Origin of the sequence: Acinetobacter sp. CFCC 11171 (assembly GCF_003268405.1) — a bacterium.
GTDB classification, from domain to species: Bacteria; Pseudomonadota; Gammaproteobacteria; order Pseudomonadales; family Moraxellaceae; genus Acinetobacter; species Acinetobacter amyesii.
In genome coordinates this window covers 1-18,079 of sequence record NZ_LQXP01000001.1, presented here as the reverse complement: position 1 = coordinate 18,079, position 18,079 = coordinate 1, and the positions used below count along the sequence as shown (strand labels likewise).

Below are 18,079 nucleotides of genomic sequence, written 5' to 3'. Positions count from 1 at the left end.
ACATGCTCAGTCGTCAATTAGAAGTATCACTACGTTTGGCTGTCAGCATGGCTCGTCAAAAGAGACATGAATTTTTGACGGTAGAACATTTATTATTGGCTTTACTGGATAATGATTCCGCTGTTAATGCATTGAAAGCATGTGGCGCAGACATTATTGTGCTTCGCAAAGAACTTGAAGAATACGTAGAACAACATACCCCAAAGCTTGGCGAAAATAGCGATCAAGCACCACATCCTACAGAAAGTTTTGATCGTATTTTGCAGCGTGCAATTTTCCATGTGCAATCGAGTGGAAATGACCGCACTGTAGAAGGTGCAGACATTTTAGTTGCGATGTATTCAGAGCGTGATTCATTTGCGGTGTATTTACTTAAACGCCATCAAATCAACCGTTTGACATTAACGCAGTATTTGTCACATGGCACACGTAAAGATGAAGTTCAAGCTGAAGAAGAAATCGAAGAGCTCGATGGTGAAAGCACCACGTCTTCAAATTCTGGCCCATTAGAGCTATATACGACCAATCTTAATGTTGAAGCTCAAAAAGGCAAAACAGATCCACTAATTGGTCGTGAAAAAGAGATTGAACGTACAGCTCAAATTCTATGCCGCCGTCGTAAAAACAACCCGCTTTTGGTAGGTGACCCAGGTGTAGGTAAAACTTCGATTGCTGAAGGTTTGGCTTGGCTCATTGTAAATGGTAAAGCACCTAAACCGCTTGAAAATGCAGAAGTATTTAGTTTAGACATTGGTGCTTTAGTTGCTGGAACTAAATACCGTGGTGATTTTGAAAAGCGTTTAAAACAACTGCTAAATGCCTTGAAGAAAAAGCCCGAAGCTATTTTATTTATTGATGAAATTCACATGATCATCGGTGCAGGCTCAAGTATGGGCAGCACGATGGATGCATCGAATCTCATCAAACCAGCTTTGGCGAATGGTACTTTGCGTTGTATCGGTTCAACGACTTTCCAAGAATATCGCCAAGTCTTTGAAAAAGATCATGCATTATCTCGTCGTTTCCAAAAAATTGATGTCAATGAACCATCTATTTCAGAAACGATTGATATTCTGCGTGGCTTAAAAGGCAAATTTGAAGAATTCCATCATGTGAAATACGAAGATCAAGCGTTGGTTTCTGCTGTTGAACTATCAGCGAAATTTATCAATGATCGTTTCTTGCCTGATAAAGCCATTGATGTGATTGATGAAGCTGGTGCGCAGCGTCGTTTAAAAGCTGAGCAAGATGATACAGTCATTTCAGTTGAAAACATTGAGGATATCGTTTCGAAAATTGCGCGTATTCCACCGAAAACTGTCTCTAAAGATGACAAGAGCGTTCTTGAAAATCTTGAGCGTGATCTGAAACGTGTGGTGTTTGGTCAGGATGAAGCGATTGAAGCGCTTGCATCTGCGATTAAATTATCTCGTGCAGGTCTTAAAGCGCCAGATAAGCCAGTGGGTAATTTTGTCTTTGCAGGTCCTACAGGTGTGGGTAAAACTGAAGTCACTAAGCAATTGGCGAAATTGTTAGGTGTTGAACTTGTACGTTTCGATATGTCGGAATACATGGAACGTCATGCCGTATCTCGTTTAATTGGTGCGCCTCCGGGTTATGTAGGTTTTGATCAAGGTGGTTTGTTGACCGATGCGATTCATAAAAATCCGCATTGCGTACTTTTACTAGACGAAATTGAGAAAGCACATCCAGATGTCTTTAATTTGTTATTACAAATTATGGATCATGGTTCATTAACGGATAACAATGGTCGTAAGTCTGACTTCCGTAACGTCGTGTTAGTGCTGACTACCAATATTGGTGCAGAATCAATTTCACGTGTGAGCATTGGTTTCATGGATCAAGATAATAGTAATGATAACCAAGACGCGATGAAAAAAGCCTTCTCTCCGGAGTTCCGTAACCGCTTAGATGGTGTTATTCAATTTAAAGCATTGCCAACAACTGTCATTGAAAGTGTGGTTGATAAGTTTTTAACAGAGCTTCAGGCACAGTTAGATGACAAAAAAGTGGTTCTTGAGGTTGACCAAGATGCACGCGAATGGATGGCAGAGCAAGGATACGATCGCTTGATGGGCGCTCGTCCAATGCAGCGTTTAATTCAAGAGCATTTGAAGAAACCGCTTGCTGAAATGATTTTGTTTGGCGAGCTTGCGGAACATGGCGGTAATGTTGGTGTTTCAGTGAAGAAAGAAAATGGTAAAGCTGTGGGCTTAAAACTCGAAGTGTTTGAAGACCAAACCGCTGAACCTGCTTAAGTAATTTAATTAACGAAAAACCCGTGCTTGCACGGGTTTTTTATATTTATTCGACGCTAGATTTGGGTTTCTCAATGATGGACATACCATTAACAAAAGTGCTGACCACATTTGGTTTATTTGCACTGACAGCACTGATGGAAATTTTAGGCTGTTACTTCCCATATTTGATTTTAAATCAGCAAAAATCGCAGTGGTTATGGATTCCAACAGCGCTTGCATTGGCTGCATTTGTTTGGTTATTGACGTTGCATCCAGCAGCTTCGGGTCGTATCTATGCAGCCTATGGCGGAATCTACATTTTCTCTGCATTGCTGTGGTTGCGTTTTGTCGATCACGTAGTTCTAACACGTTGGGATATGCTAGGTGGCGTCATTGTGTTGGTGGGCGCAGCTGTGATTGTATTACAGCCTCAAGGTTTAATTCGTTAAGTTAAACAATGCAAAAGTTAAACCAAGAGCTGTAAGAAATTAGATATTTATTTAAATTTGCACTCTGTATTTTTAATGATAATTTCGTATTGATTGCTACCCGAGCTTAGATCCATTTCAATTTTATATGGATTAACACGTTGAAATTGATGCTCGAATAGTAATTCACAGTTTTGGAGTGAATTATGCTTGATGAGTTGCTTCACCTTATGTTCACCGACTGATTGTTCAAATTGCGCAAAATCAGGGATGGTGATAATACCATCAATTTCAATCTTATCCGCTTCAATTTCCATTTTTTCCATCAACATATTCTGATCAACTTGATAGGGAAGAGTGCGTGAATCTTCATCACTAATGGCAGCCAGTATTTCGTTTAAACCTGTTTTATTTTTAATTTTAAAATTGCTATCTAAAATCTGATTTTTCACCAAGTATTGATCTAATTCACTTGGTTCACCAGCAAAGCTAAAAGTAGATAAGCTCAATCCAAGAGCCAATAAGCAAATATTTTTTAAACGCATAATCTTAATCACTTATAAAAGTTATGGTTTTATTAAAGCATGCAAAAACAAAAAAAGCACCCGAAGGTGCTTTTTTATCTAAGTAAAACCTTAGTCTTTTTTAAGATTTTCGTTAATTAAGAATTCAACAAGTGCTTTTTGTGCATGTAAGCGATTTTCAGCTTCATCCCAAACCACAGCATTTTTGTGGTCAAGCATATTTTCAGAAATTTCTTCGCCACGATGCGCAGGTAAGCAGTGCATAAATAGGCAGTCAGCGTGAGCAAGATCCATCAGGCGTTCATTCACTTGATAATCAGCAAACGCTTTTTCACGAATTTTTTGCTCTTCTTCTTGGCCCATACTTGCCCAAACATCTGTAACGATTAAATCTGCATTAACTGCAGCATCTTCGGCAGAATCAACAAGTTCCACACAGTGTGCAAATTCAGATAGAAATTCTGCTTTAGGTTCATAGCCCTTAGGTGCAGCGATTTTTAATTTAAAGCCCCACATATGAGCAGCTTCAATATATGAGTTACACATATTGTTGCCATCACCAATCCAAGCAACCGTTTTACCTTCAATAGAACCACGGTGTTCAACAAATGTTTGAACATCGGCAAGTAATTGGCAAGGGTGGTGATCATCTGTTAATGCATTGATGACAGGAACTTTTGAATAAGAAGCAAAGCGTTCAACAATGTCATGACCAAAAGTACGAATCATCACAATATCAAGCATGCTTGAAATCACACGTGCAGAATCTTCCACTGGCTCACCACGACCTAATTGAGAGTCGCGAGATGAAAGGAAAATTGCACTACCACCAAATTGGCTCATTCCTGCTTCAAACGATACACGTGTACGGGTGCTCGATTTCTCAAAAATCATGCCCATGACTTTACCAACGAAAGGTTGGAAAACTTCATTGTTATGCTGTTTGCGCTTGAGTTCGATACCGCGCTGTACAATTTGGTTAAGTTCTAAAGTCGATAAATCGCGTAAAGTTAGAAAGTGACGTAGAGCCATTGTTACTCCACAATAATTGCTGAATCAAAAAACAAAACAACAATTAGTTGTTGGTTGGTTAGAGAAAAAGGAATCGATTAATATACTATAAGAGAGGTAAATTGCAAAAAATCTAGCGCTTTTGGTGACCGTCTAGGAAACGATCGACGCAATAACTGATGTAATTGATGGTTTCTTGATCATTTTCATCAATGGTGATGCCCATGAGAACGCGCCATTCTAAATTTCGCAAAATTCCAAAATAAAATTGAGCCGAAAACAGCGGGTTTTCACAATACAGCAAACCGTGTTGATGTGCTTGATATAAAATTTCCGCAACGGTGTTCTGAATTTGTTTCGGACCTTGCTCATGAATATAACGTGCTATTTCCGGATTACGTCCAGTTTGTTCTAAAACTAAACGCATAAATGCCGCATTTTCAGGCATCACAATATGCTGATGAAAGTCACTTAAAGTATTGATGAGATAAGCACGAATATCGGTGTCAGGGCTGACTGTAAATGGTAGGCAAATATCTTTGAAAAATAAGCAGCGACGATAGTCACAAATGGCCTTAAATAATCCGTCTTTATTACCAAAATATTTATAGATTGACGCTTTTGAACCACCTGCATGATTCACGATGTCATCTAATGAAACTGCATCAAACCCACGTTTTAAAAAAAGCTCCGTAGCACTTTCTAAAAGCGCAACACATCGTTCATGTCCGCGCCGTGTTTGTGGCTGGTCATGCGTTAAAGGTTCAATGTGTATTAAATCTTGCATAAAGTGATAATATTTAACAAAAAAAGAGCTGATTTGACGATAATTATAGCAAAAAAATCAGTACTTTTCTGCTTTGCTCATAAATAAGAGATCTTTGACTAAAGAATAACAACAGATAGGTGACAAGTGAAATATTTGACTAAAGTTTTAGAGTTAATATTCTACAAAGCCATAGAGTTGGAAAAAAATATGGATATACTCAAACTTCGAAAATTAAAGTAAATGCCGTGGAAAGGAATATGACACAACAAACGTCTGCAGGCTTAAGATTTAGACAAGCATTGGAAATCGAAAAACCATTACAAATCATTGGCACAGTAAATGCCTATGCAGCAATGATGGCAAAAGAAGTTGGCTATAAAGCCATATATTTATCTGGTGCAGGTGTTGCGAACTATTCATATGGTTTACCTGACTTAGGCATGACCAGTTTAGACAATGTTTTGGAAGATGTTCGTCGTATTACTGAACGTGTAGATACGCCATTACTTGTCGATATCGATACAGGTTGGGGCGGTGCATTTAACATTGCTCGTACTGTGAAACAAATGATTGCTGCGGGTGCAGCAGCGGTTCATATCGAAGACCAAGTCGCGCAAAAACGCTGTGGACACCGTCCGAACAAAGAAATTGTGACGCAGCAGGAAATGGTTGACCGTATTAAAGCGGCTGTCGATGCAAAAACTGATTCAAACTTTGTAGTGATGGCACGTACAGATGCTTTGCAGAAAGAAGGTCTGCAAGCAGTGATTGACCGTGCATGTGCATGTGTAGAAGCCGGTGCTGATGCGATCTTTGCTGAAGCAATGACTGATATTACCATGTACAAAACTGTCTGCGATGCAGTCGGTGTCCCTGTACTGGCAAACATTACAGAGTTTGGTGATACCCCTTACTACACCAAAGAAGAACTAGGCGAGCAGGGTATTGCAATGGTGCTTTACCCATTATCACCAACACGTGCAATGCAAAAAGCGGCACTCGAAGTAATGCATGCGATCCGCAATGACGGTACACAAGTCAATGTACTAGATAAAATGCAGCAACGAAAAGAACTCTATCAATTCCTCGATTATCACACTTTTGAAAACACCTTAGATAAATTGTTCACTGAAGGAAAATAAAAAATGGCTGAAGGAAAAGTACTCACGGGCGCAGGACTGCGCGGACAAGTAGCTGGTAAAACTGCATTGTCAACTGTAGGCAAAAGTGGTGCGGGCTTAACCTATCGTGGTTATGACGTTCAAGACTTGGCAGAAAACTGTCAGTTTGAAGAAGTCGCGTACCTGATTTTCTTTGGTGAATTACCAACAACAGAACAGCTTGCAGCATACAAAGCCAAACTCAAATCATTGCGTCAATTACCGCAGGCGTTGAAAGAGGTGTTAGAACGCATTCCTGCTGACTCGCACCCAATGGATGTGATGCGTACAGGCGTTTCAATGCTTGGAAATTTAGAAACTGAAAAATCGTTTGAAGAGCAACAAGATGTTGCAGACCGTATTTTGGCAACACTACCGGCAATCATCTGCTATTGGTACCGTTTCAGCCATGATGGCGTACGTGTAGAAGAAAACACTGATGATGATTCAATCGGCGCTCAATTCCTACATTTACTGCGTGGCGAAAAACCAAATGAATTGCATGAGCAAGTGATGAACGTATCACTGATTCTGTATGCAGAGCATGAATTTAACGCCTCTACATTCACAGCGCGTGTATGTGCATCAACATTATCAGATATGCATTCATGCATCACAGGTGCAATTGGTTCACTTCGTGGTCCATTACATGGCGGTGCAAACGAAGCTGCAATGGAAATGATTGAAAACTGGACGTCTCCAGAAGAAGCTGAGCGAGAAATGCTAGGCAAACTTGAGCGTAAAGAAAAGATCATGGGCTTTGGTCATGCGATTTACAAAGATAACGATCCACGTAATGGCATTATCAAGAAATGGTCTGAACGCCTAGCAAAAGACGTCGGTGATACTGTACTTTATCCTGTATCAGTGCGCTGTGAAGAAGTGATGTGGCGTGAGAAGAAATTATTCTGTAATGCTGATTTCTTCCATGCATCTGCATATCATTTCATGGATATTGCAACCAAACTATTCACGCCAATCTTTGTAATGTCACGTGTAACAGGCTGGGCAGCGCATGTGATGGAACAGCGTGCAGACAACCGTATTATTCGCCCAAGTGCTGATTATACAGGTCCTGAACTACGTAAAGTTGTGCCGATTGCAGAACGTTCAGCGGCATAATTTTGAAGTGTAATAAAAAAGCCTCAAAAGAGGCTTTTTTATTATTTGGTATTTGAGTTAACAATCTATTTGGTTAGTAAAACCGGATCTTCAACGCTATATCCTGTTTCAAATGGAATCCCTAGATATTTAACAGTCACTAAATAAAAGGGCTTTTGCATTACACGATAAGTTTTAGAGATTTTTAAACCTTCTTTATAGGTCTCAGCCTTTTGTACAGCGCTTTTATACTGCAAATTTTTAACACGATATTGATAGGTCCATTTATCAATGGTTTCATTCGGGTCATACCATGATTTTGCAGTGCCATTCATGGTTGTTAATAACTGTATTCGAGCATTATTGTTATTTACTGGTGTTAATTTGACTACACGTTTTTTTATTTTCGCGATTTCTTTATCAAACTGGGTGCTGTCTTGATCGTAATCAATCCGTTTTGTCTTTGGATTAATATACAAAGACTTCACTGTAATTAATTGCGTCGGTTTTTTGCTATCTAATTGATAATAATATAATTGTGGTAAACGACCACGACCATCTTCAAAATGACGCATTAAATAGATTTTTTGGTCTTTTTTATCAAAACCAAAAACCTCAATGGTTTGAGGGCCGCCTACCGTCGCGAAAGCAGAGCAGGACAGTAGGGTGCTAATTGCGAATGCATTGAAATGACGTAGCTGCATTTTCTTGTCCTGATAAGTAAATTCCTCAATACAGTATGCGATGCAAAATGATATTTAAATATGAAGATTATGTATGTTTTATTCTGCATTTAAGATGTCTAATACACTGTGAGCAACATTTTCAGTTAACTGATCTAAGCGTTCTAAAGCCGTACCCAAAATAAAATAATGATAATTATAAATACGACTATCATGTAAAATTGAAATATAAAATGTTCCTTCGGGTTTTTCTACGGTTGCACTGCCACCGGGTTTGAGTAATCCAGTGCAGGCCACCACGAAGTCCGCATGTAAAAATAGTTGTTGTCCTTGCTCAGCCATCGCTTGAGTCACTTCTGCGGATTCGGCCGTAAATTTTTCTATTAGTAGAGGATCTACTTTTAAAATTTCACGCTTGATCGATGGATCATAGCTGACCAGACCACCTAACAAGATATCTGCACCACTATTCTTATAAATAGAAAATTGACTACACAAATAACCAGAGCTTGCGCTCTCGATAAACGCGATGGTCATGGATTTTTGTTCTAAAGCATCGCAGCACTGTTTAAGCATGTGCTTACCCCAAAGTAGAATGGTGAATGGTCATTAGTATTCTTAAAATTTTAGCATTGATTTCGCTCGTCTGTAATTTCACTAAAAGTCTAAGTTGGTACTGTGTGTGTTGTGGAATTCACGAAAATAGCGTGATTGTTTAGAAGCTGTACGAAAATATGAAATAAAGGTTTCTTCGGAAGGAAAACGATGTTAAAACTTAAAATAAAGAGCGTAACAAAAGTAGGTTTATTTCAATGAAAACGACTGTTAAATATGTAGTATTAAAAAGCCTAGACTATCAATTGGGCACGCCACTTTTTCAAGAAGAATTAGACGCAGATAGCCTGTATTTTGATCAAATTCCGGCTGTAATTCAGTATCAAAATCATCAATTCAAAGTGAAAAGCAAAGAGTTAAAGCGTGTTTATTTGGCGGAAGAAAATGAAGACATGCAAACCATTATTGTGAAAGTACTTGCTGTTTAATTTCGATCAATTTGTAGTATTAAAAATACAGTTCTCATTGAGTTGGTAGCTGTTTTTTTTGTATTTGACAGACTCAAATTTATATATAAATCTAGATTTAAATGAGATGTGTATTTTTAATGACCACTTGATCGTGTCGTCTTCGCTATTCGACTAACAGCTATTTAATCCCCCAGATATTATTTAGTATAATTTATCTGTTTTTTCATGGGGGAAGAAATGATGGACTTATTTAAATTTCTAAAAAGCTTTAATACAACGGGCACTTATCTTTTAATTTCAACGATTTCTCTAGTATGCTTAGTTGTGTATTTCTATTTTATTAATCCAAACTGATCTAAGTTGGTTACCCACATCTTTGGCTTTAAATAAAAAGCTTAGTAAATAAAACTATATAATTAAATTTTTATCAAAAATATTGATATAAATTTTTGAATAAATTTAAAATAGAGCTAATGGTTTTAATTCATTTGTGTATGGGTAAAGCCAAAACGATAGCAAGGTTTTTCTATGCAAGATGTTATGAAAGAAGAAGCGCCACGTACGAAAGATTTTGGACGTAGGTTTGTTCATCTAGGAATTATATTGCGGAATAAGACCTTACCGGTAGGTTTGTGCAACAAAGCCTCTAAGGATATAAAAACTTTAATTTTTTAAAATTGTAACAAAAATAACTTTTAAGACTTTCAGGTTATGTATTTTAATTAAACTTAACAATGGTTTAGCTAGATGTTTAAAATGGATAAAATTAATATCTTTAATTTACATAAATTTTTTATTTTTTGAACTATTTCGCACTTTTTAAATTTATACAATTTAGTTAGATTTATAAAACAACAATTCTAAATCGAGCAATCAAAACGCCCAATCTATATGATCATCATGTTTTAAGGCAGATCTATGATTTTATAGTCGAACGGGAAGGATTCGAAAAATTAACACCCTATAACCAAGCTATGGAGTTTTTCAAAGAACTTTCTCAAGGAGATCAATCGGACGTCATACAAACGGAGCCAAATATCCTTTATGGAAAATTTGGGAGCATATCTAAAATCAATCTTAAATTAGTACCCTTATTTCGAGAAAAGGATAAGTTCTTAAAATGGGCTTATGAGCAACTAAACTAACTAAATAACTTACTAAGTATTACTAAAGAGTATGAAATAACAAACTCAAACATTAGGAATAAAAAATGACTAACAATGCCAGTGGTATAGTGAAATGGTTCAATGAAGGTAAGGGATTTGGATTTATACAATCTGATAGTAGTGAAGATTTATTTGCACACTACAGTGAAATAAACATGAGCGGCTATAAAGCACTTAAAGAAGGCCAGCGTGTACAATTTGAAATTACTCAAGGAAAAAAAGGCCGACAAGCTAGCAATATCACAGTTATGTAAGGCAACTGTGTTGGGTTGCTAACCGCAGTTAATAAACATAAAAATTTATCCGTAAAAATTTTTTTGAGCTTTGTGCACATGGGTACAAGCTTCAAAATACTTATTACAATATTTTTCTTTAGTTTAATCGTTATTTGCTTTGCAGTTCATACGGAAAACAAGGAAATAAGGTTAAGTGAAATGAAACGATTGGTTAGATAATATTTATGTTATTAAATTTAAATAATTAATTTAATATATCAAGGGCCATTAAAATGTTACAACTTATAAAATGTATGATTAGTATACATAGTGAGATGGTTACACGAAAGTGCTTTGATGGAAATTTAATTTTTTTGTCAGAGTTGTTTAAAAGTAAAGAAATAACGACTCAAAATAATTTAAAGTTTCAGAAAATCCCGCTAGGAAGTAGCGGGATTTTTTTGGTGACTATATGACAGACAAAGTACAGGCGAAACTAGACTTAGAAATTTGTATGAAGTGTTGTAATCCTAATGCCCCGAATATGCCTAGCTAACAAAAAGTTAATTTATAAGTTATGAAATATAAATAAAATTGAAATAACATTAGGTTTATATTAAAATATTTGATATAGTGTGTTTGATCGAATCCGTAAGCGGAACGGTAGTGTTTGAGTTGTTAACGGAATTGCGTATTCCCTCCATTCTGATGTTCAAGCATCAAATTCAAACAGTTAACGCATAGCATGAATTCGCATCATGCCGATCAAGGGAAGCCTGCAGCTATCCGTGGGTTTTCCTTAAATTCTATTTTTAAGATATTAATTTAATTTTTTTTATCTTTCTTAAATTTCATTGCTACTGTAAATATCATAAGTTTAAATTTTTCTTAAGTGAACAATCTCCAAAATTAAAGTTGGTTTTATTTTTAATACTATTCTGTTTACAAAAGCTCATTATATGAGTCAATAAATGAACATATCTAACGGCTGGACTACTGCTTCAGCAACTAACGGCGATGAAATTCGTGTGAATATTATTCCGTTAAAAAAAATTCAAAGCAATTTGAATGGTAAAACCTTAGTTGAAGTTGCTAAACAAGTTGTCTTGGAATCAGGACAAAAGTTAACTTTAAATATTGATGGTAAATCTTTTTATACTGAACTAAATAAACTATATAAATTGTATTTTTAAACATTCAATCTCAAACCTAAACAGTTTAGAGCTAAATTTTTTAATTAAATTATTTATAGATTAACTATTTATTTTCTTAATTTTTGAAGAACTCTAAATTAAATATTATTAAAGGAAATTATTATGTTAAATTTAACTACAGGTACTGTTAAGTGGTTTAACGATGCTAAAGGCTTCGGTTTCATTGCAGCTGATAATGGCGAAGAGGTCTTTGCTCATTTTTCTCAAATTATGTCAAATGGGTTTAAAAGCCTAGCTGAAGGTCAACGTGTACAATTTAGCGTATCAAAAGGTCAACGTGGTTTCCAAGCGAGTGAAATCGTTGGGATTGATGGCTAATACATGGAAACTTTATTAAACAAAGTAATGTTAGATGTGGTTGATCAACATGGCGCTGTCTATACACTAGAAGCTATGTGCGAAAAGTCATCTGATGAGCCAAATAGTTTTGGGGATTGCGTCCGTTATCTAAATATAGATGATGAAATAATTAAGCCTAGCTTTGATATGCATTTCTACAGTGATAAAACTGGAAAAATATTTAAGCTATTTTAATTTTTACATGCAATTAAATTAACCTCCTCCGGGAGGTTTTTTATTGGGTGAAATATGGAGCCTGATGTATATGAAGCGCTAACCAAAAAGATACGTCCCAAAAAGAAACCACGCACCAGGCCTTTACCTAAAGCCAGTGAAAAATACTTAGAAGCATACGAGCGACTAAAAGAAATATTAGACCAAATGGAAATGAAATTTGAGGAATACTTTCATTTCAAAAGTACCAAACATTGGCTTTTTGATCTTCACCTTATTGAATACCGAGTGTTTATTGAAATTGCTGGTGGTCCGTGGTCGGGTGGTCGCAAGGGTAAACTAGCAACAAAGGCTTGGAGTATGGATCGTTACGATCATGCTGAAGAATTGGGGTATCGATTTCACAGATTTGAACTTGCAGATATCAATATGGGGCGGGCAAAGGCCTGGCTAAAAGCTTAAAAAAAACATGAGTTATCTTAAATTAGATATTTCAAAGCATATTGTTTCAGGATGTTAGATTACTTTAATTTTCTCATAATAACCGTTAGTTTGGGATTTCAACCTTAACAATTATGAGAAGAAAGTCATGAATAAAAATTTTGAATTACATGTTTTAAGCCAGATTTATGATTTTCTGATAGAGCGAACTGAACATTCACAGCAAGGTTTGCATAACAAGGTTCTGGAGTTTTTCAAAGAACTTAATTTAGGTAATGACAATGATTTTGAAATTGTTATCCTAAAAAGATTGCGGGTAAATTTGGAGCAGTGAGTTTTATTCACTTAATCAATGTACCAAACTTTCATGATAAAGATAAATTTTTAAAATGGGCATACACGCAGTTGAATCGATAGTTTATATTAATTAGCTTTAAAGATATATTTTGAATACATATTTTGATTAAAGTGCTTTATAATTTACTGGCTCATATCAGCGCAAATGAATTGGGTGAAGCCCCACATGTATATGTGGGGCTTTTTTCATCAATTTATGGAAAGTGTGAATGATCGAATATTACAATCTATATCTGATTATTACCTTAATATGAGAGAAATTTATCACTTTTGTGTGTAATTGCAAAATAAAACAAGAACTTGATTCACATAGATCTAACAGTTGTATCCTCATATTTAAGGATTATTGGTTATATTGAATATGCTTGTTAATTAATCAATATTTACAGCAATTTCTAAACTGATAATTACTTAAAGGGAATATGAATGTCTAATTTAACAAACGGTACAGTGAAGTGGTTCAACGGTACAAAAGGTTTTGGATTTATTGCTTCCGATACTGGTGAAGAATTATTTGCACACTATAGTGAAGTACGAATCGATGGCTATAAAGTACTAGAGGAAGGTCAGCGTGTAATGTTTGAAATTACGAATGGTAAGAAAGGCAAGCAAGCCAGCAATATCCAAATTCTCTAAAAAATATTTACTCAACATATTATGTATTGACCCGTCTTTCAAAGGCGGGTTTTTGTCATTAATTGCCATTAAGTTTTAATATTTAAATGCTTAATTAAAATGAAAACTTCATGATAAGAGCAATAAAAATGATCTTTACAAGACTACAAGTACTGATTGGCGGACTAATTATAAGTGTGTTGATTTCTTCTGTGTGGATTTACCATGAAAAGAAGAAACAGACGGGAAGAAATTCAAAAAATCATCGTCGAAGCTAGAGCAGGATTAAGTCACGCTCAATAATAGGAGCTAAACTTGGAATACTTTAGACCATTCCCTCCTTCAGATCTAATTGATCAGGCCGAGGAAGAAGACGCCATACGTCTTGCAGCAGCACAAGAATTATTGGCCTGGGTGAAAGATAATTATTTGAATGTAGGGATAACTTCATAATCTAGACAATCATTAATATATGAAAAACTTTATTTAAAGACTTTCTTATTATTTATCTCATAAATGATATTTCATAAATTTACACAGTAACCGTCATACTTTGTTAGTGTAGAGGTTTAGCAAATATATAGGCCTAAGTATGAAAGCGTTAGCAATTATAAGCGTAGTACTAGTAATTGGGCTGGTAGGTTGCCAGCAAAAAGACAGTAATGAAAATGAAGAGACGACAACACCTCACACATTAGATAAAGACTAACTTACTCGAATGATTTCACCAGATATAAAAAAACCCTCACTAAGAGGGTTTTTTTATAGAATAGAGGTTTTAAGCTTCAACCCAAGTATCTTTAACTTCTTGAGAGTCTTTAGTCAGTACAATTTTATTGTCTGTAATTTCACCAACCCATGAAACTGGAATTAAGTGGTGATGGCCGTCACCATGTTTAGTCAGTTTAATTTGATCTGAACCTTGCAAGTGGTCTACTTCACCAACTTTAGTCCCACATGAAGCAATTACATCTGCATGGCTCTTAATATTTTCAACATTAATAGTAGTCATTAGAATATTTTCCTATTTCAATGTGAGTGAGCATTCAGCCTATCGTAAATAGACGCTGATATCAGGGATTGAAATAGAAGGGATACAAAGGGTCTTATGTTCTTACGTTCTTGGCCAGATAAATTACATTGTATTATTTAGAAATAAGTTTTGATTTGGGCGTTTTACGACCTTTTTATAGTTTTTTTGGATACTTTTTATCTCTTGGAAATACGAAAACTTGCAAATATTATCTTAATTTGTAATCCTTTCGGCCAAGGGTGTCTAGCTATGCTAAGGCAGGTATTTGTTGTAGTCGGGCCGCTATAACGCGGATAACGAGTGCCTGTATGTTTAACTTAAAGATTTTTAACAAAGTCTCTACGGAAGTATTGACTATAAAAAATGATCTCCAGCTTAATTCAGAGCTGCAACTTATTAATAAATATAAATCTTCTGATTCTGATGTGTATAAGCAAGCAATTGTTTTAATTTTCAAAGATCGTGGATATTCAAATTTAGAAATTGGTCAATTATTAGAAAGATAAATTTATTTGTAATCAGTTTAGGAAAAGAGCCTTTGCCTAGCGCAGAAAGCATATATTGTTCTAAGCACTTATTTTTAAATTTAATACAAATAATGGATCATTAAATTAAAAAGCCCTCAATAAGAGGGCTTTTAAAGCTTATTTATGTTTAGTCTTAATTAGATCTGATAAATCAAAACCGATGGATTTTGCATAATCTAAGTATTCATCAACTGTGGCCTGGTCAGGGTTAGCAGTTCTGCTGAGTACCCAAAGGTATTTTTTATTTGGTGACCCAACTAGCGCAGTTTGATAGTCATCATCAATTTTTAGAACCCAATAATCACCACGGCCTACTGGCAACCAACGAATTGCTTTTGGTAAAAAGCTCACTTTAAGTTTCGAGTTTGCTGGCGCGTTCTGAACATATGCTTCACCTATTGATTGGTTGAGTTTACCATCTGCGCTATAACAACTGTTATCAACTTTGACGTTACCATTTTCATTTAAAGAATATTTAGCTGTGACGTTATAATCACATTTATTTTGGAAATAAAGTGGCTTACGTGCAATCTCATGCCAAGTACCAAGATATTTATTTAAATCTACTTTTGGTACCGCTTGAACTTCCGTAGTATTTGCATTTGCCGTTGAGAGCAATGAGCCTGCAATAAGTACTGCACCACCAGCTAAAAGGAGCTTACGGGTTTTTGAATTCATGTTATAAGCCTGCTTTAATTTGAAAGTGAATTAATTACTATAAATTGCTTTTCAGCTCATTTTGTTTTTTTATGTATTAAGTATTTGATCTTTAATCATTGTTTCAGCTTTAAAATTTATTAAGTGTGTTTAATACTCATTTTATAAGATCAACAAAATTTTTACGTAATCATATAAACTCTAGAAAAGAATAAATGTTTAATCTCAGCAAAGCGATGAGTATTTTCTACATTAGCAAATCAATTCCCTAGAGAATAAACGGGGCGTCAAATAAGAAAAAAATTGAAAACTTTGATTGTGGATCGTTTTCTTAATTTGCTTTACTACTTAATATTGGATTATATATCTAAAAATATGATAACATGCTCAAACTCTAAACAACAGCTTTGAACGAGTCAGCTTTAAATTTTCAAACGAAAATGAAAATGCCAGCACTTTTCAATACAAGCCTGTTTCTTTCGCAAGTAGCGGATATCTCTTTGATCAATTTAGATCTGTCTTACAAATAAAACGGAATAGGGAAGGTATGTCTTCATTGAAACCGTCATGGTATTCCAATGTGAATCCAAATGTGTTTATTAGCACAGTTGTTATTATCGGCATTTTTATTGCCATTGTATTTTTAGCTCCCAATGCTTTTGATTTAATAACTAAACAACTGAATCAATGGGTTACAAACTCATTCAGTTGGTTCTATGTGCTATCTGTAGCCATTTTTCTAATAGTGCTTATTTATATTGCCTGTTCAAATATGGGTAAAATTAAACTTGGTTTAGATCATAGTCAGCCAAAATATAGTAATAGCTCCTGGTTCGCCATGCTATTTACAGCTGGTATGGGCATTGGCTTAATGTTCTTCGGTGTCGCGGAACCAGTGATGCACTATGTTTCACCTCCAACTGGTGAGCCTGAAACAATTCAATCAGCGCAGCAAGCCATGCGTGTAACATTCTTTCATTGGGGACTTCATGCTTGGGCAATTTACACAATTGTGGGCTTAGCTTTAGCTTACTTTGCATATAGACATAATCTACCTCTTAAGATTCGCTCTGCTTTATATCCTCTTATTGGAAAGAAAATTTATGGTCCAATTGGTGATGGTGTGGATACTTTTGCGACCATCGGTACAGTATTTGGTGTCGCAACAACATTAGGTTTTGGTGTAACCCAAATTAACTCTGGCTTAAATTATTTATTCGGAATTGAATATTCAACGACGACGCAGCTTATTTTAATTGTCATTGTTACAGCTATGGCATCTTTATCTGTATTTATAGGCTTAGACAAGGGTATTAAACGATTATCAGAGATTAATCTGGGCTTAGCTTTAGTGCTGTTGCTATTTGTATTTTTTGCTAGTTCAAGCATTTTTATATTGCAAACGACTATCCAAAACACGGGGCAATACATTTCAAATTTGTTCAATATGACCTTTAATTTATATGCCTACCAGTCTGATGGTTGGATCGGTGGTTGGACAATTATGTACTGGGCATGGTGGATTTCATGGTCACCATTTGTAGGTATGTTTATTGCGCGTGTGTCTGAAGGACGTACTATTCGTGAGTTTATTGTAGGTGTTTTACTTATTCCAACAGGCTTTACGCTGATTTGGATGGGAGTCATGGGGAATGCTGCACTCTATAGTATTTTAAACGAAGCGAACACCTCGCTGATTTCTGCAGTGCAACGAGATTCATCCGTTGCATTATTTGAATATTTAGGGACTTGCCATTCTCAGGCTTGATGAGTTTTGTGGCGACTATACTGGTTATGCTATTTTTTGTGACTTCAGCTGACTCTGGTGCACTTGTTACAGACTATTTAACAGCAAAATCGGAAAATTCTCCGACCTGGCAACGATTGTTTTGGACAACAATAATGGCAGTGCTTGCGATTGTTTTGTTGTTCGCTGGAGGTTTAGGAGCTTTGCAATCTGCAACAATGTTGAGTGCATTACCATTCACCTTCGTAATGCTTTTAATTTGCTGGGGCTTAGTCAAGGCTCTACATTTAGATGCAACCAAGATGCAAGCATTACAGGATGCGCGTATTACACCTAGAGCAATTCATAATCCAAGAAGTTGGCAGCAACGTTTAGGATTGATTATGCATTATCCGCATACACGTGAAGAAGTTGAAGATTATATTGAAAAAACGGTAAGCCAGGCATTTTCAAATCTACAGAAAGAGTTTAAGCGTCGTCATTTAGATGTGACAGTAAACACGATAGATGATGGCTTGCAGCTACGTGTAAACCATCAAGATGAGATTAACTTTATTTACCAAGTGGTTGTTCAAGAAAAAAATACACCAAGTTTTATGACTGATTCAGCAGAAATTACGCAAGATTATCAA

20 protein-coding genes and 1 pseudogene are annotated in these 18,079 nt (G+C 35.8%); 14 read left to right on the top strand and 7 right to left on the bottom strand.

The genetic code is table 11. The features are described from left to right. The first annotated feature begins 2 nt into the window (after positions 1–2). Together clpA and AVJ20_RS00110 are read left to right on the top strand one after the other, a co-directional pair. A complete protein-coding gene (clpA, locus tag AVJ20_RS00115; RefSeq protein WP_078193466.1) occupies positions 3–2,279 on the top strand; it encodes an ATP-dependent Clp protease ATP-binding subunit ClpA in 2,277 nt (758 codons plus the stop codon). A 77-nt stretch (positions 2,280–2,356) separates the two neighbouring features. Then, entirely contained in the window at positions 2,357–2,710 is a 354-nt protein-coding gene (locus AVJ20_RS00110) for a YnfA family protein (protein WP_111883867.1), read from the top strand. A gap of 47 nt (positions 2,711–2,757) precedes the next feature. Here the strand turns inward: AVJ20_RS00110 and AVJ20_RS00105 are convergent, their stop codons facing one another. From AVJ20_RS00105 to AVJ20_RS00095, 3 genes are all read right to left on the bottom strand, one after another. Then, the gene (locus tag AVJ20_RS00105) at positions 2,758–3,234 is read right to left on the bottom strand and encodes a hypothetical protein (RefSeq protein ID WP_111883704.1); all 477 of its coding nucleotides are present in this window, start codon (positions 3,232–3,234) and stop codon (positions 2,758–2,760) included. 90 nt (positions 3,235–3,324) lie between these two features. Next, a complete protein-coding gene (gene argF, locus AVJ20_RS00100; protein ID WP_078193464.1) occupies positions 3,325–4,245 on the bottom strand; it encodes an ornithine carbamoyltransferase in 921 nt (306 codons plus the stop codon). A gap of 112 nt (positions 4,246–4,357) precedes the next feature. Continuing rightward, positions 4,358–5,011, bottom strand: a complete 654-nt coding sequence (locus tag AVJ20_RS00095; protein WP_111883702.1) for a TetR/AcrR family transcriptional regulator — start codon at positions 5,009–5,011, stop codon at positions 4,358–4,360. A gap of 239 nt (positions 5,012–5,250) precedes the next feature. Here AVJ20_RS00095 and prpB point away from each other — a divergent pair, with 239 nt between their 5' ends. Continuing rightward, the gene (prpB, locus tag AVJ20_RS00090) at positions 5,251–6,135 is read left to right on the top strand and encodes a methylisocitrate lyase (RefSeq protein ID WP_111883701.1); all 885 of its coding nucleotides are present in this window, start codon (positions 5,251–5,253) and stop codon (positions 6,133–6,135) included. 3 nt (positions 6,136–6,138) lie between these two features. After that, complete coding sequence (gene prpC / locus AVJ20_RS00085) at positions 6,139–7,275, top strand: 2-methylcitrate synthase (protein WP_111883699.1); 1,137 nt, start codon at positions 6,139–6,141, stop codon at positions 7,273–7,275. A gap of 65 nt (positions 7,276–7,340) precedes the next feature. Here the strand turns inward: prpC and AVJ20_RS00080 are convergent, their stop codons facing one another. Next, positions 7,341–7,958: an aminotransferase gene (locus AVJ20_RS00080; protein ID WP_111883697.1), complete on the bottom strand. Its 618-nt coding sequence runs from the start codon at positions 7,956–7,958 to the stop codon at positions 7,341–7,343. A gap of 78 nt (positions 7,959–8,036) precedes the next feature. Then, positions 8,037–8,513, bottom strand: coding sequence for a CinA family protein (locus AVJ20_RS00075; RefSeq protein WP_111883695.1), 477 nt, complete (start codon positions 8,511–8,513; stop codon positions 8,037–8,039). Between the two features lie 236 nt (positions 8,514–8,749). Here AVJ20_RS00075 and AVJ20_RS00070 point away from each other — a divergent pair, with 236 nt between their 5' ends. The 8 genes from AVJ20_RS00070 to AVJ20_RS00025 all read left to right on the top strand — a co-directional run bounded on the left by AVJ20_RS00070 (position 8,750) and on the right by AVJ20_RS00025 (position 13,504). Then, complete coding sequence (locus AVJ20_RS00070; protein WP_078190858.1) at positions 8,750–8,980, top strand: hypothetical protein; 231 nt, start codon at positions 8,750–8,752, stop codon at positions 8,978–8,980. Positions 8,981–10,172: 1,192 nt separating this feature from the next. Then, a complete protein-coding gene (locus AVJ20_RS00060) occupies positions 10,173–10,382 on the top strand; it encodes a cold-shock protein (protein WP_111883693.1) in 210 nt (69 codons plus the stop codon). 932 nt (positions 10,383–11,314) lie between these two features. Then, the gene (locus AVJ20_RS00050) at positions 11,315–11,536 is read left to right on the top strand and encodes a transposase (protein WP_067766975.1); all 222 of its coding nucleotides are present in this window, start codon (positions 11,315–11,317) and stop codon (positions 11,534–11,536) included. A gap of 123 nt (positions 11,537–11,659) precedes the next feature. Continuing rightward, positions 11,660–11,875: a cold-shock protein gene (locus AVJ20_RS00045; RefSeq protein WP_111883690.1), complete on the top strand. Its 216-nt coding sequence runs from the start codon at positions 11,660–11,662 to the stop codon at positions 11,873–11,875. A gap of 3 nt (positions 11,876–11,878) precedes the next feature. After that, entirely contained in the window at positions 11,879–12,091 is a 213-nt protein-coding gene (locus tag AVJ20_RS00040; RefSeq protein WP_078193454.1) for a hypothetical protein, read from the top strand. A gap of 54 nt (positions 12,092–12,145) precedes the next feature. Further along, a complete protein-coding gene (locus tag AVJ20_RS00035; protein WP_111883688.1) occupies positions 12,146–12,532 on the top strand; it encodes a hypothetical protein in 387 nt (128 codons plus the stop codon). A gap of 127 nt (positions 12,533–12,659) precedes the next feature. Then, the gene (locus AVJ20_RS00030) at positions 12,660–12,845 is read left to right on the top strand and encodes a hypothetical protein (protein ID WP_228157130.1); all 186 of its coding nucleotides are present in this window, start codon (positions 12,660–12,662) and stop codon (positions 12,843–12,845) included. Between the two features lie 449 nt (positions 12,846–13,294). Continuing rightward, positions 13,295–13,504: a cold-shock protein gene (locus AVJ20_RS00025; protein WP_111883687.1), complete on the top strand. Its 210-nt coding sequence runs from the start codon at positions 13,295–13,297 to the stop codon at positions 13,502–13,504. Between the two features lie 757 nt (positions 13,505–14,261). Here the strand turns inward: AVJ20_RS00025 and AVJ20_RS00020 are convergent. Next, positions 14,262–14,495, bottom strand: a complete 234-nt coding sequence (locus AVJ20_RS00020) for a DUF2171 domain-containing protein (protein ID WP_078190806.1) — start codon at positions 14,493–14,495, stop codon at positions 14,262–14,264. A 329-nt stretch (positions 14,496–14,824) separates the two neighbouring features. Here AVJ20_RS00020 and AVJ20_RS00015 point away from each other — a divergent pair, with 329 nt between their 5' ends. Beyond that, on the top strand, positions 14,825–15,022 hold the full coding sequence (locus AVJ20_RS00015; protein WP_111883685.1) for a hypothetical protein: 198 nt from the start codon (positions 14,825–14,827) through the stop codon (positions 15,020–15,022). A gap of 138 nt (positions 15,023–15,160) precedes the next feature. On the opposite strand, the gene AVJ20_RS00010 is transcribed toward AVJ20_RS00015, so the two are convergent. After that, positions 15,161–15,721 (bottom strand): lipocalin family protein, encoded by a 561-nt coding sequence (locus tag AVJ20_RS00010; RefSeq protein WP_111883684.1) that lies wholly within the window; start codon positions 15,719–15,721, stop codon positions 15,161–15,163. Between the two features lie 526 nt (positions 15,722–16,247). On the opposite strand from AVJ20_RS00010, the pseudogene AVJ20_RS00005 reads away from it, so the two are divergent. Beyond that, positions 16,248–18,079: pseudogene (locus AVJ20_RS00005) on the top strand (BCCT family transporter); the annotation flags it as partial.

Excerpts from the sequence above, each read along its gene's own strand:
- AVJ20_RS00070 (WP_078190858.1), top strand. The coding sequence starts at position 8,750 with ATGAAAACGACTGTTAAATATGTAGTATTAAAAAGCCTAGACTATCAA.
- prpB (WP_111883701.1), top strand. The coding sequence starts at position 5,251 with ATGACACAACAAACGTCTGCAGGCTTAAGATTTAGACAAGCATTGGAA.
- AVJ20_RS00110 (WP_111883867.1), top strand. The coding sequence starts at position 2,357 with ATGGACATACCATTAACAAAAGTGCTGACCACATTTGGTTTATTTGCA.
- AVJ20_RS00035 (WP_111883688.1), top strand. The coding sequence starts at position 12,146 with ATGGAGCCTGATGTATATGAAGCGCTAACCAAAAAGATACGTCCCAAA.
- AVJ20_RS00010 (WP_111883684.1), bottom strand. The coding sequence starts at position 15,721 with ATGAATTCAAAAACCCGTAAGCTCCTTTTAGCTGGTGGTGCAGTACTT.
- AVJ20_RS00050 (WP_067766975.1), top strand. The coding sequence starts at position 11,315 with ATGAACATATCTAACGGCTGGACTACTGCTTCAGCAACTAACGGCGAT.
- clpA (WP_078193466.1), top strand. The coding sequence starts at position 3 with ATGCTCAGTCGTCAATTAGAAGTATCACTACGTTTGGCTGTCAGCATG.
- AVJ20_RS00080 (WP_111883697.1), bottom strand. The coding sequence starts at position 7,958 with ATGCAGCTACGTCATTTCAATGCATTCGCAATTAGCACCCTACTGTCC.
- argF (WP_078193464.1), bottom strand. The coding sequence starts at position 4,245 with ATGGCTCTACGTCACTTTCTAACTTTACGCGATTTATCGACTTTAGAA.
- AVJ20_RS00075 (WP_111883695.1), bottom strand. The coding sequence starts at position 8,513 with ATGCTTAAACAGTGCTGCGATGCTTTAGAACAAAAATCCATGACCATC.
- AVJ20_RS00045 (WP_111883690.1), top strand. The coding sequence starts at position 11,660 with ATGTTAAATTTAACTACAGGTACTGTTAAGTGGTTTAACGATGCTAAA.
- AVJ20_RS00095 (WP_111883702.1), bottom strand. The coding sequence starts at position 5,011 with ATGCAAGATTTAATACACATTGAACCTTTAACGCATGACCAGCCACAA.
- AVJ20_RS00105 (WP_111883704.1), bottom strand. The coding sequence starts at position 3,234 with ATGCGTTTAAAAAATATTTGCTTATTGGCTCTTGGATTGAGCTTATCT.
- AVJ20_RS00040 (WP_078193454.1), top strand. The coding sequence starts at position 11,879 with ATGGAAACTTTATTAAACAAAGTAATGTTAGATGTGGTTGATCAACAT.
- AVJ20_RS00025 (WP_111883687.1), top strand. The coding sequence starts at position 13,295 with ATGTCTAATTTAACAAACGGTACAGTGAAGTGGTTCAACGGTACAAAA.
- AVJ20_RS00030 (WP_228157130.1), top strand. The coding sequence starts at position 12,660 with ATGAATAAAAATTTTGAATTACATGTTTTAAGCCAGATTTATGATTTT.
- prpC (WP_111883699.1), top strand. The coding sequence starts at position 6,139 with ATGGCTGAAGGAAAAGTACTCACGGGCGCAGGACTGCGCGGACAAGTA.
- AVJ20_RS00015 (WP_111883685.1), top strand. The coding sequence starts at position 14,825 with ATGTTTAACTTAAAGATTTTTAACAAAGTCTCTACGGAAGTATTGACT.
- AVJ20_RS00060 (WP_111883693.1), top strand. The coding sequence starts at position 10,173 with ATGACTAACAATGCCAGTGGTATAGTGAAATGGTTCAATGAAGGTAAG.
- AVJ20_RS00020 (WP_078190806.1), bottom strand. The coding sequence starts at position 14,495 with ATGACTACTATTAATGTTGAAAATATTAAGAGCCATGCAGATGTAATT.